Annotated in this window: 14 protein-coding genes; 6 read left to right on the top strand and 8 right to left on the bottom strand. The window is 67.9% G+C overall.

Annotated elements, in window-relative coordinates; genetic code table 11:
• Nucleotides 1-54 precede the first annotated feature (54 nt).
• From AB0L57_RS13805 to pdxH, 4 genes are all read right to left on the bottom strand, one after another.
• The gene (locus AB0L57_RS13805) at nt 55-1,275 is read right to left on the bottom strand and encodes a GNAT family N-acetyltransferase (RefSeq protein ID WP_364961166.1); all 1,221 of its coding nucleotides are present in this window, start codon (nt 1,273-1,275) and stop codon (nt 55-57) included.
• Between the two features lie 406 nt (nt 1,276-1,681).
• Entirely contained in the window at nt 1,682-3,016 is a 1,335-nt protein-coding gene (locus AB0L57_RS13800) for a citrate synthase (RefSeq protein ID WP_364961164.1), read from the bottom strand.
• Between the two features lie 182 nt (nt 3,017-3,198).
• Nucleotides 3,199-4,491, bottom strand: coding sequence for an MFS transporter (locus AB0L57_RS13795; protein WP_364961162.1), 1,293 nt, complete (start codon nt 4,489-4,491; stop codon nt 3,199-3,201).
• Between the two features lie 139 nt (nt 4,492-4,630).
• Nucleotides 4,631-5,281 (bottom strand): pyridoxamine 5'-phosphate oxidase, encoded by a 651-nt coding sequence (pdxH, locus tag AB0L57_RS13790; protein ID WP_364961379.1) that lies wholly within the window; start codon nt 5,279-5,281, stop codon nt 4,631-4,633.
• A gap of 293 nt (nt 5,282-5,574) precedes the next feature.
• Between pdxH and AB0L57_RS13785 the strand changes: the two genes are divergently transcribed.
• Together AB0L57_RS13785 and AB0L57_RS13780 are read left to right on the top strand one after the other, a co-directional pair.
• Complete coding sequence (locus AB0L57_RS13785; protein ID WP_364961160.1) at nt 5,575-6,717, top strand: citrate synthase 2; 1,143 nt, start codon at nt 5,575-5,577, stop codon at nt 6,715-6,717.
• Nucleotides 6,718-6,812: 95 nt separating this feature from the next.
• The gene (locus AB0L57_RS13780; RefSeq protein WP_364961158.1) at nt 6,813-7,709 is read left to right on the top strand and encodes a polysaccharide deacetylase family protein; all 897 of its coding nucleotides are present in this window, start codon (nt 6,813-6,815) and stop codon (nt 7,707-7,709) included.
• Between the two features lie 30 nt (nt 7,710-7,739).
• On the opposite strand, the gene AB0L57_RS13775 is transcribed toward AB0L57_RS13780, so the two are convergent.
• Nucleotides 7,740-8,156 carry a hypothetical protein gene (locus AB0L57_RS13775; protein ID WP_364961156.1) on the bottom strand — a complete coding sequence of 139 codons (417 nt, stop codon included), beginning with the start codon at nt 8,154-8,156 and terminating at the stop codon, nt 7,740-7,742.
• 476 nt (nt 8,157-8,632) lie between these two features.
• Here AB0L57_RS13775 and serC point away from each other — a divergent pair, with 476 nt between their 5' ends.
• From serC to AB0L57_RS13760, 3 genes are all read left to right on the top strand, one after another.
• Nucleotides 8,633-9,757: a phosphoserine transaminase gene (gene serC, locus AB0L57_RS13770; RefSeq protein ID WP_364961154.1), complete on the top strand. Its 1,125-nt coding sequence runs from the start codon at nt 8,633-8,635 to the stop codon at nt 9,755-9,757.
• A 299-nt stretch (nt 9,758-10,056) separates the two neighbouring features.
• Nucleotides 10,057-11,199 (top strand): septation protein SepH, encoded by a 1,143-nt coding sequence (sepH, locus tag AB0L57_RS13765; RefSeq protein WP_364961152.1) that lies wholly within the window; start codon nt 10,057-10,059, stop codon nt 11,197-11,199.
• A 298-nt stretch (nt 11,200-11,497) separates the two neighbouring features.
• Nucleotides 11,498-12,232 (top strand): hypothetical protein, encoded by a 735-nt coding sequence (locus AB0L57_RS13760; protein WP_364961150.1) that lies wholly within the window; start codon nt 11,498-11,500, stop codon nt 12,230-12,232.
• Nucleotides 12,233-12,262: 30 nt separating this feature from the next.
• Here AB0L57_RS13760 and AB0L57_RS13755 read toward each other — a convergent pair whose 3' ends face one another.
• Entirely contained in the window at nt 12,263-12,565 is a 303-nt protein-coding gene (locus tag AB0L57_RS13755; RefSeq protein ID WP_364961148.1) for a DUF2537 domain-containing protein, read from the bottom strand.
• Nucleotides 12,562-13,365, bottom strand: coding sequence for an RNA methyltransferase (locus AB0L57_RS13750; RefSeq protein ID WP_364961147.1), 804 nt, complete (start codon nt 13,363-13,365; stop codon nt 12,562-12,564). Before AB0L57_RS13750 ends, AB0L57_RS13755 begins: the two co-directional genes overlap by 4 nt.
• Nucleotides 13,366-13,502: 137 nt before the next feature.
• On the opposite strand from AB0L57_RS13750, the gene AB0L57_RS13745 reads away from it, so the two are divergent.
• A complete protein-coding gene (locus tag AB0L57_RS13745) occupies nt 13,503-13,865 on the top strand; it encodes an FKBP-type peptidyl-prolyl cis-trans isomerase (RefSeq protein WP_364961145.1) in 363 nt (120 codons plus the stop codon).
• A gap of 69 nt (nt 13,866-13,934) precedes the next feature.
• On the opposite strand, the gene AB0L57_RS13740 is transcribed toward AB0L57_RS13745, so the two are convergent.
• Complete coding sequence (locus AB0L57_RS13740) at nt 13,935-15,101, bottom strand: hypothetical protein (RefSeq protein ID WP_364961143.1); 1,167 nt, start codon at nt 15,099-15,101, stop codon at nt 13,935-13,937.
• Nucleotides 15,102-15,107 lie beyond the last annotated feature (6 nt).

Genomic DNA, 15,107 nt, shown 5'->3' with positions numbered 1-15,107 from the left:
TGTCAAGCATGCCAGTGCCGGTGCCGCGGGGCCAGCGGAGCGGCGTCCGGCGCTTCAGAAGAACCATCCCAGGACCGGCTCGCGAGCGGAGCCGAAGGCGTGGTCCAGATCGGCGAGGACGCGGGAACTGCCGGCTCGCAGGCGGTTCGCGGCCGCGAAGGTACGAGCGGAGTGGGCACCCAGGTAGAGACTGCCGAGAACATCGATGCCGAGCGTGACATCCGGTGCGCGGGTGCTGGGTTCGCAGTCGGCGCGGCCGTCGTGGGCGCGCAGCGCGAAGGTGCCGCCGGCGTCACGGAACGGATCGTCGACGGCGATGACGATATCCAGATCGGACTGGTAGTCCCGGGCGGACAGGGCGGCGGGGACGTCCAGGAGCCGAGCCCACAACCCGTCGTGGCGGCTGATCGTGCGGACCAGCCGCGAGTCGGTGAGCAGATGCGGGAGCGGATCGTCCGCGCTGATCGTCGCGGTGACGGTCCGGGTCAGATCCAGTCCCAGCAACGTCCGCCACAGGGCGGCATGCGCCTCCGGCGTGACCGCACGCAACTCGACCACCTCGGCGGTGAGATTGTGCGGATCGGATTTGTCGTAGCGATACAGCGCGTACCCGTCGGGATGGGTGAGAGCGAACAGTGCCGCCTGTCCACCGGCGCTGACCAGCTGGATCAGCCACGCCGTGCGTGGCCGCTCCTGGGCGCCGGGAACCTGGCGCCGCCAGCGTTCGTAGATCGGCGGAATACCGGCGATCGCGTCGTCGAGGGAGGACAGTTCCACACCGCCGGGATCCGGTGCGGTGGGCAGGAATTCGGCGAACCGGCGATCGATGGTGACCCGGTGTTCGACAACAGCGGGCCCGTATCCGAAGCGCCGGTAGATACCGCCCTGACTGGCGGTGAAGATGGCCAGCGGCAACCCCGCGTCCTCGATGCGCCGATGCAGTTCGAGGTACATCGCGCGCAGAATTCCGCGCCGGCGATGGGTGGGGGCCACCGCGACCCCCGCCACCCCGCAGGCCTCGACGGTGCGCTCGCCGGGCACCGTCACCGTCATGGTCGTATCTCTGGTGTGACCGACCACGCGATCGCCCTGTACCGCGACGATCGTGCGATCGAGTGGAAACAGCTGCGCACTCTGGTCGGCGACCACGGGATCGCGCTGGGGCGGCCCGCCGAAGGCGTCGGCCAGCAGCACATTCACCGCGGGCCGGTCGGCTTCGGTGGCCGTGCGCAGCGTGATTCCGGATGGCAGCGCAATTCCGGTGGGTGCAACCATGATTCGACTTTTTCACGGGCCCGGCGAGAACGCATCGGGTTTTCCGCCGCGTGTCGGCGCGGACCGCGAGCCCGGGCAGATCCGGACGTCGTTGTCATACGCGCGTCGTCGGGCGTACTGGATCGTCCCGGACTCGGTTCGGCATGCGCCGGTGGACGGAGATCCGGGCCTGCCCTCCCCTCCGAGGCAGGCCCGGCTCTCCGGTGGCCGGGGTGTGGGCCCTGGCCACGACAGTTATGTTGCCGGGGTACGCCAGTCATCGGCTTAACGTGTGCTTGTCGCCCGAAACATGCTCGGCGACCGTCCCTTTCGTGATATCCGGCCGGATATGAAGGCTCGTACCCACAGCGGCCCCGGGCAACGAAAAGGCCCGCTTCCAGTGGAAGCGGGCCTCGGCGAATCGGGATCAGCGACCGCCGATATCGCTGTAGTCGCGGGCGCCGTAGCCGGTGTAGATCTGGCGCGGACGGCCGATCTTCAGCGGCTCGCTGTGCATCTCGCGCCAGTGCGCGATCCAGCCGGGCAGCCGGCCCATCGCGAACAGCACGGTGAACATGCGGGTCGGGAAGCCCATCGCCCGGTAGATCACGCCGGTGTAGAAGTCGACGTTCGGGTACAGGCGGCGATCGACGAAGTAGGAGTCGGTCAGGGCCGCCTCTTCCAGGGCCTTGGCGATATCGAGCAGCGGGTCCTGCACGCCGAGCTTGCCGAGGATCTGGTCGGCCGTCTTCTTGACGATGGTCGCCCGCGGGTCGTAGTTGCGGTAGACGCGGTGTCCGAAGCCCATGAGCTTCACCCCGTCTTCCTTGTTCTTGACCTTGCGGATGAAGTCCTTGACCGCGGCATCGACGGTGCCACCGTTGATGTTGGCCTTGATGCCGTCCAGCATCTCCAGCACGGCCTGGTTGGCGCCACCGTGCAGCGGACCCCACAGCGCGTTGATGCCACCGGACACCGAGGTGAACAGGTTGGCGTCGGAGGAGCCGACCAGGCGCACGGTCGAGGTGGAGCAGTTCTGCTCGTGGTCGGCGTGCAGGATCAGCAGCATGTCGAGCGCGGCGGCGACCTCGGGGTCGACCTCGTAGGGCTCGGCCGGGAAGCCGAAGGTCATCCGCAGGAAGTTCTCCACCAGGCTCAGCGAGTTGTCCGGGTAGAGGAACGGCTGGCCCACCGACTTCTTGTAGGAGTAGGCGGCGATGGTGGGCAACTTGGCCAGCAGGCGGATGGTGGACAGCTCGACCTGTTCGGGATCGCGCGGGTCCAGCGAATCCTGGTAGTACGCCGACAGCGCGTTGACCGCCGAGGACAGCACCGGCATCGGGTGCGCGTTGCGCGGGAAGCCGTCGAAGAACCGCTTCAGATCCTCGTGCAGCAGGGTGTGCCGGCGGATCCGGTCGGTGAAATCCTCGAGCTGGGCCTGGGTCGGCAGCTCACCGTAGATGAGCAGGTAGCTGACCTCGATGAAGGTCGAGCTCCCCGCCAGCTGTTCGATCGGGTAGCCGCGGTAGCGCAGGATTCCGGCCTCACCGTCGATGTAAGTGATCGACGATTTGGTGGGGGCCGTGTTCGTGAAACCCGGGTCGTAGGTCACGTAACCGGTGCTGGCCAGCAGCTTGCCCAGATCGATTCCGTCGTTACCCTCGACGGCCTGGGCCACGGTCATGGCGTATTCGCCGCCAGGGTAGGAAAGTACCGGCTTGGCGTCGCCGTTGGCGTCCGAAGTGATGTTCTCAGCGGGCACGGAAGGATCCCTCTCAGGCTAGAGCCGTAGGCGTCGGGCGCGGTCGGCGTCCGGCGCACTTGTCTCAACGCTAGCCGCTCGTCGGTAGCGTCGGTTCGTGAGGGTCGGCAATTGCTACCTCACGGTCACTTGCTCACGATGTGAGATCAGCGGGCCGAACGTGCTATCGGCCGCTGCCGCCATCACTGGGGCTGTTCGGCGGGAATCTCGGCGTGGGCGCGGGGAACTCGGTAGCGGACGAAGGCCGGGAAGACCGCCGCGGCGATCACCACACCGATCACCACGAGCACGCCGCCGCCGGCCGCGGCCACCGCGGTACCCATGGCCGCTGCGGTGAAACCGTGGGCAACATCACCGATGCGCGGACCACCCGCGACCACGACGGTGAATACGCCCTGCAGCCGCCCGCGCATGTCATCGGTGGCCACTTCCTGCAGCATGCTGGTGCGCAGCGCAGCGGAGAACATGTCGACCGCGCCGCCGAATGCCAAGCAGACCAAGGCGATCCAGAGGCCCACGCCGATGCTCAGCTGATGGCCGGTGGCTCCGACCGCGAGGCCGAACCCGATCATCGACACACCCCACAGCGCGATGCACACCACCACGGCCAGGCCCTGTCGTCGCACATGACTCAACCAGCCGGAGAACACGCCGCCCGCGACAGCGCCCGCCGACATCGCGGCGAACAGCAGGCCCAGTGCCACGCCGCCGGTGACGGGATCGCCGAAGGTCTCGTGGGCCATCTCGGGGAACAGCGCACGCGGCATCCCGAACACCATCGCGATGATGTCGACGGCGAACGAGGCCAGCAGGATCGGCTGGGTCGCCAGATAACCGAACCCCTCGATGACCGTGCCGAGTCCGGCCCGGCGCACGGCCCCGGTCGGCGGCACGGCCGGCAGTCGCCAGACCGCCCACAAGGTGGCGAGCAGAGCGATCGAGTCGAGCAGATACAACGTCGAGAGCCCGGTCACCGGAATCAGCGCGCCCGCCAGCACCGGCCCGGCGATGGCGCCGAACTGCATGACCGTCATGTTGAGCGAGTTCGCGGCCGGCAGCAGATCTCCCGGCAGCAGGCGCGGGATGATCGCCGCGCGGGTCGGCTGATTCATGGCGAAGAACGCCTGCTGCACCGCGAACAGTCCGAGGATCAGCCAGACGTTGTGCACACCCGCGGCGGCCTGCAACCAGAACGCCACCGAGGTGAGTCCCGTACCGACGCTGGTGATCAGCAGGAGTGTGCGGCGGTCCATCACATCGGCGACCGCACCGCCCCACAGGCCGAAGATGATCAGCGGTACCAGGCCGAAGACGCCCGCGAGCCCGACATAGCCGGAGCTGCCGGTGATCTGGAAGATCTGCTGCGGTACCGCGACCACCGAGAGCTGGGCCCCGATGACGGTGACGATATTGGTGACCCACAGCCGCCGGTAGTCGAGATTGCGCAGGGGTGCGACGTCGGCGAGGACCTTCACGATGTCGGAGCGGGGAGTGCGGGCGCACCGGCCCGGAACCGTCTTCGGTGAATCATCCCATGAATATAACCGGTGCCGCGATATCCGCTATTCGAATGAATCGGGCATCACCGGATGCTGTGAATGCTCGCGGGAGCGCTCAGGGTTGCAGGCGTTCGACCCGCGCCGCCTCGGTCGCGGCGGCGCCGCCGGGCAGGGTCACCCGGATGCGGTTGTGCAGCCGGCTGCGCCGCCCCTGCCAGAATTCGACGGTCTCCGGCCGCAGGATGTAACCGCCCCAATTCGCCGGTACCGGAATCTGGTCCACACCCTCGAAACGGGCGATGACGTCGGTCAACGCCCTATCGAGTTCAGCGCGGGACGCCACCGTCCGGGACTGGTGCGAGGCCCAGGCGCCCAATTGCGAATTGCGGGGCCGCGAGCGCCAGTACACCGTGGTCACCTCCGAGGGGACCTCGTCCACGCGCCCGCGCAAGGTCACCTGCCGCCCGAGTTTCGGCCAGGAGAAGGTGCTCGCCGCATAGGGCACGGCGTGGAGTTGCTCACCTTTGTCGGAGTCGTAATTCGTGTAAAAAGTCACACCGTCGGCCGACAGTCCCTTGCACAGCACGGTGCGCGAGGCCGGTCGCGGGCCGCCGTCTGTCATCTCGACGGTGGCCAGCACCATGGCGTTGGGTTCGGTGATCCCCGCGGCGGTGGCGAACTCGATCCAGTTGCGCAGCAGCGATTCCCAGCCGTCGTCGAGCCAGCTCTCGGACAGATCGGCCTCGCCGCCGTATTCGGCGCGCATCGCGGCGATGTCGAGATCCACGCGTGCGGCGGCGTCGAGACGGTCGGGATACCCCGTGGAATCCATTGCGTTCGCGACCGGAAGACCAGTTTCGCCCGCGGCCGGGCGGAGTGAATTCTGCTGCTCGCGCATGATCCAGACGTTACTCCCCAGTATTGGGGGGATAAGGTTGCAGGTGATCGCCCGGAGTGGCATATGGCCGCGCCGACGTCGCATCACCCGGCCGAGCCGGGAGGAACACCTGCGTGGCCGCCCACGGATCGAGCGGCCCGATTTGCAAGGAGAGTCACGACATGACTACCAGCGCTGCGGCTCCGACCGGTCCGGCGGTACCCCCCGACTTCGTCGGTGGCCTGGAAGGCGTGGTGGCATTCACCACCGATATCGCCGAGCCCGACAAGGACGGTGGCGCACTGCGCTACCGAGGTGTCGACATCGAGGATCTGGTCGGTAACAACGTCACCTTCGGTGATGTGTGGGCCCTGTTGGTCGACGGGCGCTTCGGACAGGGGCTGCCGCCGGCCGAGCCGTTCCCGCTGCCGGTGCACACCGGCGATGTCCGCGTCGATGTGCAGGCCGGGCTGGCGATGCTGGCGCCGATCTGGGGATACGAGCCGTTGCTCGACATCGACGATGCCACCGCCCGCGAGAATCTCGCTCGCGCCTCGGTGATGGCGCTGTCCTATGTCGCCCAGTCCGCGCGCGGTATCCATCAGCCGGCGGTGCCACAGAAGCAGATCGACGAATCGGTCACCATCACCGAGCGCTTCATGCGGCGGTGGAAGGGGGATCCGGATCCGCGTCACACCGAGGCCATCGACGCCTACTGGGTCTCGGCCGCCGAGCACGGGATGAACGCGTCCACCTTCACCGCCCGGGTCATCGCCTCCACCGGCGCCGATGTGGCCGCGAGCCTGTCGGGTGCGATCGGTGCCATGTCCGGTCCGCTGCACGGCGGCGCCCCGGCGCGGGTGCTCCCGATGATCGAAGAGGTGGAAAGGACCGGTGACGCACGCGCTCTGGTCAAGGGCATCCTGGACCGCAAGGAGAAGCTGATGGGCTTCGGCCACCGGGTCTACCGGGCCGAGGACCCGCGCGCCCGAGTGCTGCGTGCCACCGCGAGACGGCTGAGCGCACCGCGCTACGAGGTGGCCGCCGCCCTGGAGCAGGCCGCGCTGGCCGAACTGCGTGAGCGCCGGCCCGACCGCGCCATCGAGACCAACGTCGAGTTCTGGGCCGCGGTGATCCTGGACTTCGCCGAGGTTCCGGCGCACATGATGCCTGCGATGTTCACCTGTGGCCGCACCGCCGGCTGGTGTGCCCACATCCTCGAGCAGAAACAACTGGGCAAGCTGGTCCGCCCGGCCGCCATCTACACCGGTCCGGCGCCGCGCATGCCGGAAAGCGTGCCCGGCTGGGAGACCGTCGTCGGGTAGGTCATTCGACCGGCTCGGCCACAGCGAAATTCGGGCGCCGCCGCGATGATCGTCGCGGAGGCGCCCGGCCCATCTGTCCCGTAGCATCTGCTCGCGTGGGTGGTGCAGGACTGTCACGGCGTCGCATTCTGGTAGCGGGGGCGGCGGTGGCCGCCGGGTTCATGTCGGCCGGATGTGCTGTGGCAGAAGGGAAATCGTCGTCGGTGACGATCACCGCGGCGGCCCGGATCTCGGGCACGACCCCGCCGAAGCCGAGTGCGTCCCCGGCTCGCCCGGTCACCGCGGTAGCACCACCGCAGCCCGATCCCGCCGCTGTGGCCGCGCGTTACGCCGGTCGCAAGCCCACCGCATGGGGGACCGATCTGCCCGGCATCATCACCACGGTGCCCGCGGAGAACAACCGGATGGCGCTGACCTTCGATGCCTGCGGTGGTCCGGGCAACGACGAGATCAACTCCGAGTTGATGAATTATCTGATAACTCACAATATTTCGGCGACATTGTTCTTGAACAAGCGCTGGATCGACGCCGATCCGGCGCGGGCCGAGAAGCTGGCCGCCAATCCGCTGTTCGAGCTCGCCAATCACGGCACCCGGCACTGCCCGGTGTCGGTCACCGGCCGCGCGGCCTATGGCATCAGCGGTACGCATTCTCCGCAGGAGGCCGTCGACGAGGTGTGGGGCAATCACGAGCGGCTGACCCGACTGCTGGGACATCCACCACGGTTCTTTCGCGCCGGCACCGCACACTACGACGATCTCGCCGTGGCCATCGTGCGGGATCTCGGTGAACAGCCGGTGGGCTTCAGTATCAACGGTGACGCCGGGGCCACCTATTCGGCCGCGCAGGTCCGGACCGCGATGGCGAAGGCGCGGCCGGGGGCGATCACGATCGCCCACATGCATCGCCCGAAATCCGGTACCGCCGAAGGGATGTCGGTGGTGCTGCCGGTATTACGTTCGCGCGGTTTCGAATTCGTCAAACTGCCCTGACGCGGGAATCGCGATCGTGCGGGCCGGCTCTCACCCCTGCGCCGACGCCTCCCAGTCCACGGCCACCGATTCACCGCGGTCCACGGCGAAGAACGCGACCTCGAGGTGCCGCCCCAGATCCACCAGTTCGATCGCCGGCAGCGGGACCGGTTGCACGATGCGCACCCGCCACGCATCCGGTTCGTCCCAGGCCCGCAATTCCAGGTCCAGTCGCAGGACCGGATCGTCCCGCCCGGAGTAGTCGGCCGCGATCGGGGCGGCGGCCAGCACGGTGGCGTCGGCGCGTCGGCCCGAGGACAGAATCTTGGCGATACTGACCCGGGTCGCCTCCGCGATACCCGGCACGTACAGCACCAACCGCTCCCGGTTGCCGGGATCGACCCGGCAACCGATGACATCGCCCGGCTGCATCAGTTCGAGATCGGCGTCGCTCACTTGTTGCCGCACCCGCGTTTCATACGCCGGCAGATCGTCGCATCGGACCCGAACCCAGATCCGGTGCCAACGCCCGGGTCCCGCGGGGCCTCGCGTCGGTCGCATGCCCAGTACGGTCGCGGTCCCGGTGCGCCCGCGGATCAGCAGCTCATGCCGTGCGCTCGCGGAGAGTGCACCGGTCCGAAGGGGAAAAATGCGGCTTTCCAGGTGCTGTGCCAGCCGGGACAGCAGCCCGGACCGAATCAGGCGAGCCGAACTCGCGGCCGCCGACCCGGCGATGCCGGACGGGCGCGGTGTGCCGGCGGCCGTGACGGCTGCGGCTTCCGGTCGATCCGGTACTGGCGTACTCATTGCTAAACGGTAACCGGACCAGCGGCTGTGACACGGTGATACGGCTGGATACACATTCTTCCGGGCGGCGTCGGCCCCGCTCGGGCAACTCGACCCACCCACGTGCGAGACCCACATCACGCTCTAGGCTTGTGTCCATGACCGCTGCCTTTCCGAGCATCCCCGACGATCTGAAGCCCGCCGACGGCCGGTTCGGCTGCGGCCCGTCCAAGGTCCGGCCCGAACAGCTGCGTTCCCTCGTGGAGGTCGGTGCCTCCGTGATGGGTACCAGCCATCGGCAGAAGCCGGTCAAAGACGTCGTGGCTCGGGTGCGCGGGGGCCTGCGCGATCTGTTCTCGCTGCCCGACGGCTACGAAGTCGTGCTGGGCAACGGCGGCACCACCGCGTTCTGGGACGCCGCGGCCTTCGGTCTGATCCGGGAGCGCTCGCTGCACCTCACCTACGGTGAGTTCTCCTCGAAGTTCGCCACCGTCGCGAAGAAGAACCCGTTCATCGGTGACCCGATCGTGGTCTCCACCGATCCCGGCACCGCCCCCGAACCCGTTTCGGACCCGGCCGCCGACGTGATCGCCTGGGCGCACAACGAGACCTCCACGGGTGTGGCGGTTCCGGTGCGGCGGCCCGCGGGCTCCGACAACGCCCTGGTCGCCATCGACGCCACCTCCGGCGCGGGCGGTCTGCCGGTGAATGTCGCCGATTCCGATGTCTACTACTTCGCGCCGCAGAAGTGCTTCGCCGCCGACGGCGGTCTGTGGATCGCGCTGATGAGCCCCAAGGCGCTCGAGCGGGTCGCCGAGATCAAGGAGTCGGGGCGCTACACCCCCGAATTCCTGTCGCTGCCGATCGCGGTCGACAACAGCGGCAAGGATCAGACCTACAACACCCCGGCCCTGGCCACTCTGCTGCTGTTCGCCGACCAGATCGAGTGGATGAACAGCAACGGCGGCCTGGACTGGACCGTCAAGCGCACCCTCGACTCGTCGTCGCGGTTGTACTCGTGGGCCGAGTCCAGCGAATTCGCCACCCCGTTCGTCGCCGACCCGGCGCATCGCTCGCAGGTGGTCGGCACCATCGACTTCGATCCGTCGGTCGATGCCGCGCAGGTGGCGAAGATCCTGCGTGCCAACGGCATCGTCGACACCGAGCCCTACCGCAAGCTGGGCCGCAACCAGCTGCGCGTCGGCATGTTCCCGGCCATCGATCCCGAGGACGTCTCGCAGCTGACCCGCAGCATCGACTGGGTGGTCCAGCAAATCGGCTGATCAGAAGATCGCGAAGTTCGCCGAAGCCGCGGAATTCCTCCGGGAATTCCGCGGCTTCGCCGTTTACGCTGATGCGGTGCGCGCCAACCGAACTCGTGCCGAAAGTTTGCTGGGGGTAGGCGTCGAGCTGGTGAGAACACCGCAGATTAGCCGTCTCCGCCATGTCGGCGGTAGATTTCAGTGCCGCGTGTCTTGCCACACGAATCTCAGAAGTGCACTACTGTTCCAGAACGTGGGCGGTGTCGCGAGCCAGTGATGCTCGGCGCAGCTGTGAACGACGCAGCGAAAAGGAGGTAACGGTGCGTGAACTTCGAGTGATCGGATTGACGCCCGATTCCGCGCACATCGTGTGCGTCGATGCCGAGACCGGTCAGAAGTACCGGCTCGCCGCCGACGAGAAACTGCGTGCCGCCGCGCGTGGAGACCTTGCCCGATTCGGCCAGATCGAGATCGAAACGGAGGCGACCATGCGTCCTCGCGATATCCAGGCCCGTATTCGTGCCGGTGCGTCCGTGGAACAGGTCACCGAAGAATCCGGTATGCCGGCCAGCCGGGTGGAGCGTTTCGCCTACCCTGTGCTGCTCGAGCGCGCCCGCGCCGCCGAACTGGCGCAGAAGGCGCATCCGGTGCGCAAGGACGGTCCCGCGGTGGAGACGCTGATCGAGGTCGTCTCGGCCGCCTTCGCCGAGCGCGGGCACAACATCGACATCGCCGAATGGGATGCCTGGAAGGACGAGAAGAACTACTGGGTGGCCCAATTGCAGTGGCAGGCGGGTCGTTCGGTGATCGCCGCGCACTGGCGCTACCAGCCGGATGCGCACGGCGGTTCGGTGTCGCCGCTCGACGATCCGGCCTCGGATCTGATCGATCCCGACTTCGGCCGGGCGCTGCGCGGACTGGCCACCATCCTTCCGGAGTCCGCCCCCGAACCCGTGGTCGAACCGGTTCCGTCCGCTCCGGTGCAGGCACCGGTGGCTGCGGAGGCCGGACAGGCCGGCCTCGACGAGTACTACGAGCAGCGGGCCGCCGTCGGCGGTACTCCGGTTCCGGTCGCGGCGAAGTCGGCGCCGAGTTCCACGGGCGGCGGCGCGGCGAACACCACCGGTGGCGCCGCGGCGGCGACCGGTGGTGCGGCTGCCGTGACGGCAGGTGGCGGTGCTCCGGTGAATGCCGGTGGCGCGGCGGTGAACACGCCCGCCACGCCCGCGGTTCCGACCGTCACGGCCCCGGCTGCCTCCGTCGAGCCCGCCGTTCCGGAGCAGACACCGGCCGCACCCGAACCGGAAACCGCTGCGCCGGCCGCGAAGTCGGCCGGCAAGCAGCCGGCCGCGAAATCCGAGGCCAAGCCCGCTGCGCAGAAGCCGGCCCGCGCCAAGCGCGGTAAGGCGCCGATGCCGTCCTGGGAGGATGTGCTGCTCGGGGTGCGCAGTTCGGGGAACTGATCCGGCGAGAACGAGCCAGGTGCGCGGCGGAGACCGAGGGTCTCCGCCGCGTATTCGTTTCCGGAGCCGGAATCCGATCGACGCGCCGCGCGGTCGTGCCGATGTGCAAGCGGCCTTGACACGCGCGGCCGATGTGTGAACCGTCGTTGTTTCCGCTGTTGGGGGAGTAGATTTTCGGTAAGCGCCCGATTCGCGTCGGGTGCGCTGCGAGCAGACCGCGGAAGCGGATGTGGTCCGGTTCCCGCGGGTTGCCCGGGAGTAACCAGGCTTACCCGTTCGAGCTCGGGAGGTGTCGCGAATGCCGTCCACAGCTTCGTCGATCTGGTACATCGATGCGCCCGATCCGGTGGCCGTACTGCACGCGAATCGGGATCCGGATCCCGAGGCGGCCTTCGCACTGGCCAAACAGCTCAATCCCGATCACGACGTCGTACCTGCCGCCTCCGGCTCACTGAAGGTCTGGGCCGGGCCGGATCCCGGCTCGATGTACATCGGATGCTTTCCGGGCGTCACCGTGGTCTGCACGGTACAAGCCGCACGCAGCCATCCGATGAGCCTGCCGGAACTGCTGATCCGCCCGCTGGCCTCGGAAAACACCTACCTGGTCGCCTACGATGTGCCGCTCGGCTGGGGTGCGTTCGCGCATTGGGAGCGAGGCGAATTCCGTCGCTCGTTCAGTGCGACGCGGGTGCACATCGTGGAGGACGAAGGACTACCGCTGGTCTGGGAGCGCACGTATTGGGCCGGTGACCATCCGGTTCGGCTGCGCCCCGGTGATGTTCCCGATCCGCAGATTCTGCCGTTCGAACCCCCGGAATTCGCCGATGCCGCGAACGAGCGGTGGCTCGGATTCCGTTATCGCGACAGCACTTCCGAGGACACGCTGCGACCGGACGAGATCGCCGTGTGTGGCTTCAGCCTGTTCCCCGCCGGGCAGGCCCCGGCATCGGCGCCGCCGCGGGAACCCGCGATGTCGGTACCCGCCGGGAAGCGCTGGCTCAACTGGTTCCGGGGCCGCGACGGTATGCCGTGATCGCCGGTGACGTCGCTGTCGACGGGAAAGTCACTGTGCGACAGCGGCTATGAGCAGAATCAGCCAGCCGATCAGTACTCCGGCGCCGACTCCGCTCAGTATCCAGCGCGCCACCGGGGTCCTGCGCCAGCGCCAGACGGTCGGGGTGGTGCCCGCGACCGCGATCACGTTCACCGCGACCGCGAGCGTCCAATGCACCTGTGCGAGTGCGGCGCCGAAGGAATAGATACCCGCCGCGGTGAGCGCGGCGACGAATATCGCGACGGCCACCCCCGTCGCCCACGGCGTGGGTTCGCCGGAGGGCGGGTCCGGGACGGCACCTGGTCGGCTCACGAGGTACGCACCCTTTCGTAGAAAGCCATCGCGGCCGCGGTCGCGACATTGAGCGAATCCGTGCCGGGTGTCATCGGAATCCGGGCACGAATATCGGTGGCGCGCATGGCGGCCTCGGTCAGGCCCGGGCCCTCCGCACCCAGCAGCAGGGCCACCCGCTCGCCGGTCATCGCGGTCGCCAGATTCACCGCCGCCGGATCGGGAGTCAACGCGATGATCCGGAACCCCTCTTCACGCAGCGTGTGCAGGCCGTCGGGCCAGGTCGGCAGCGCGGCGAACGGCACCCGCAGCACGTGTCCCATCGACACCCGCACCGCGCGCCGGTAGAGCGGGTCGGCGCAGCGATCGCCGAACAGCACGGCGTCGGCGCCGAGCCCGGCGGCATTGCGGAAGATCGAGCCGATGTTCTCGTGATCGTTGACGCCTTCGAGGACGGCGATCGTACGTGCCGTGGGCAGGATCTCCTCGGGCAGCAGTTCCGGTGGGCGGTATGCGACGGCAAGGACGCCGCGATTGAGATGAAAGCCGACGATCTCGGCCATCACCTGGGAATCCACCCGGTAATAGGGGATGTCCACGCCGGCGAGGTCCGGCCCGAGCTGGTCGAATCGGCGACCGACTCCGAGCAGTGCGAACGGCTGGAATCGGGAGGTCAGCATGCGTTGCACGACCACGACCCCCTCGGCGATGACCAGGCCTTTTCCACCGGGAAGGTCCGGGCGGCGATCCGCCGAGTTGAGGTCGCGGAAGTCCGCGACCCGTGGGTCGCCGGGGTCGGCGATATCGATCAGGTGAGCCACGGACACCTATCCTGCCCCCTCGCTCCGGTACCGGCCGATTCAACTGTCGTTGGGAACACGGTTTGGCGAGCAACGCTATGGTGAACTCTTCATTGGTTTATCTACAGGACGACTTATCCATCTACGGAAGAGGACGCATGACCAAGCCGGAAGTCGAGTTCCAGGACGGCCCCGCGCCCACCACGCTGGTGATCAAGGATCTGGTCGAGGGTGAAGGTGCCGAGGCGGTGCCGGGCGGCACGGTCGAGGTGCACTACGTGGGTGTCGAATACGCCTCCGGCGAGGAATTCGATTCGTCTTGGAGCCGCGGCGAATCCATCACCTTCCCGCTGCGTGGCCTGATCCAGGGCTGGCAGGACGGCATTCCGGGCATGAAGGTCGGCGGCCGTCGCCAGCTGACCATTCCGCCGGAGCTGGCCTACGGTCCCGAGGGGTCCGGCCACCCGCTGTCGGGCAAGACCCTGGTCTTCATCATCGATCTCATCAACGTCGGCGCATAGCGCCGGGAACTACGAAGGGTCGGGTGGACGCCGCGGTTCGAACCCCGCGGCGGGCACGTCGGCGTGGCCTCATCGGCGGACCACGTCGACGGGATCGGACAGGTTCGTCGCGAGCAGTGACTGCTGGGACGTGGCGTTCGCCGGAAGTGCGGTGAGGGCCTTCCCGGTCTGATCGGTGAGGTTCGCCGAGATCCGGCCCATCTGGGTGACGCCGGTGCCCACCGTCTGCAGTGCGCCCCGCAATTGCGTGGTCGCCTGGTCGGCGAGTTGCGGAATCTGCCCGGCCAGCGCCGCACCCTGGTCGAGCTGGGTGGCGGCAACGTTCAGCCGACCGGCCGCATCGCGCAGAATGGTGCCGATGCCGGTGTTCGGATCGGTATTGCTGCCGGTCAGCTGAGTGAGACCGGACAGTTGCGCATCAGCCTGGCCGGCGATACCGCGCAGTGCGTCGAGTTTGCCGATGGCATCGGCCAATCGCGGATCCGCGGCGAAGGGCAGGGCTCGCAACAGCGGCAGGACCTGATCCAGGCCGCTGCTCAATGCGGTTGCGCTGTTGCTGATCTGGCCGATGGTCGATCCGGTCGCATCGAAGGCACCGGCCAGATCGACGGCCTGTGTCCTCGCCTGTCCGAGTGTGGTGTGCACCGCACCGAGTTGTGCGGTGAGCGTGCTCGCTTCGGATTTCGCGGTATCCAGGAATCCCAGCATCTGGTCTGCGCTGCCGCTGAACTCGCCGGCGACATCGGACGCCGTCCGGACGCCCGCATCCAGCAGCTGTGATGTGAAGGCCGCCTGTTGCATCGATCCGCGGGCGGTGGTGATGGCGGCCAGGGTCTGATCCACGCCGGCGGCCGAGATCCGCTGGGTCACCGTGGTGACGGCATCATCGACCATCGATGTGTCGGCATGCGGATTCGTCGCCACCGTGAGTTGAGCGCGATGCGGTTGTGCCGAGGTGAGAGTCGCCAGCGACGAACTCAGGTCGGCGGGCAGGGTGATGACAGCGGCGTGATCGTCGGTGCTCGCGCCGGCTTCGGCGATCGTCCACTGGCCGCTGTTGTCGGCCTGAAGGGCCTTGACTATCCGCGCACCGGTCGGACCGGTATCGGCGTTGACGATCGCGATATCGCCGGGTGCGCCACCCCGGTGGGTGGCGACCACCGCGCCCGCCACGGCAGCGGCGACCACCAGGGTCGCCGCTGTGAAAACCGTCCATCGAAATCGTCTACGCGCCACGTCGTT

This window comes from Nocardia sp. NPDC052254 (assembly GCF_040679495.1).
Taxonomy (GTDB): domain Bacteria; phylum Actinomycetota; class Actinomycetes; order Mycobacteriales; family Mycobacteriaceae; genus Nocardia.
This window is presented reverse-complemented; position numbering and strand designations above follow the sequence as displayed.

What these genes read in the sequence shown, in the direction of transcription:
- AB0L57_RS13805 (WP_364961166.1), bottom strand. Translation starts at nt 1,275, where the DNA reads ATGGTTGCACCCACCGGAATTGCGCTGCCATCCGGAATCACGCTGCGC.
- pdxH (WP_364961379.1), bottom strand. Translation starts at nt 5,281, where the DNA reads ATGCGCGCCGAATACGGCGGCGAGGCCGATCTGTCCGAGAGCTGGCTC.
- AB0L57_RS13785 (WP_364961160.1), top strand. Translation starts at nt 5,575, where the DNA reads ATGACTACCAGCGCTGCGGCTCCGACCGGTCCGGCGGTACCCCCCGAC.
- serC (WP_364961154.1), top strand. Translation starts at nt 8,633, where the DNA reads ATGACCGCTGCCTTTCCGAGCATCCCCGACGATCTGAAGCCCGCCGAC.
- AB0L57_RS13760 (WP_364961150.1), top strand. Translation starts at nt 11,498, where the DNA reads ATGCCGTCCACAGCTTCGTCGATCTGGTACATCGATGCGCCCGATCCG.
- AB0L57_RS13745 (WP_364961145.1), top strand. Translation starts at nt 13,503, where the DNA reads ATGACCAAGCCGGAAGTCGAGTTCCAGGACGGCCCCGCGCCCACCACG.